This is a genomic window from Vibrio sp. 1562 (assembly GCF_033340155.1).
Taxonomy (GTDB): domain Bacteria; phylum Pseudomonadota; class Gammaproteobacteria; order Enterobacterales; family Vibrionaceae; genus Vibrio; species Vibrio alginolyticus.
Genome location: NZ_JAWOVY010000272.1, coordinates 1 through 752 on the forward strand (window position 1 = coordinate 1; position 752 = coordinate 752).

At 42.4% G+C, this 752-nt stretch carries 1 pseudogene; it reads right to left on the minus strand.

Features of this window, described 5'->3' with window-relative positions:
* Positions 1-637: pseudogene (locus R7Z49_RS24610) on the minus strand (MFS transporter); the annotation flags it as partial.
* Positions 638-752 lie beyond the last annotated feature (115 nt).

Below are 752 nucleotides of genomic sequence, written 5' to 3' on the forward strand. Positions count from 1 at the left end.
TAAGCGCGTAATACAACCAGTAGCGTTTACGCAGTACGAGTTTCTTATTTTGTGGCACAGCTGTTTTGAACTGAGGAAACGCCAGTGCCATCACGATGATCAACACAAAGCCAACGCCACCCGCCAACAAATACACGGTTTTGAAATCAAATTTAAGCTGCTCTAGAAAAATCCAAATCGCGCCGTAGGTAAACAGAGAAGCCAGAGCGCCGACCGAGATAAACTTGCCTAGCATTTCTGGCGCTTCTTCTTTCGATAGCCATTGCAAAGACAGGGACTGCTTCAATGTTTCAAAGTAGTGAAAACCAGTGGACATCAACAAGGTCGTAAAAAGTAAACCGTACAAAGTGGGAAAGTAACCTGTTAATGCTGTACCAAGTGTTAGCATCGCTAATGACACCAACATGAATCGTTGTTCGCGGATAAACAACAACACAAACACGGCGGTAAAGGCTAAAAAGCCCGGTATTTCACGCACGCTTTGTAATAAGCCAATGTCCGCCCCATCAAAGTTCGCTTTTTCAATAACAAAGTTATTCAGCAAAGCCATCCAGGTAGAAAAGGCAATGGGCACAATAATCGAGATCAACAGAAGGAAATTTTGCGGCGTTCTCCAGCCGTGAGAAGAGGTATTCATGATGCATCCTTTAGATATGAAGTCATCATCATAGCTTTAAATGTAACAAATTCGCAATATCATTATTATTTATGGTTACATACGCACTGTTGCGATTCTAAGTGCACTGAGGATA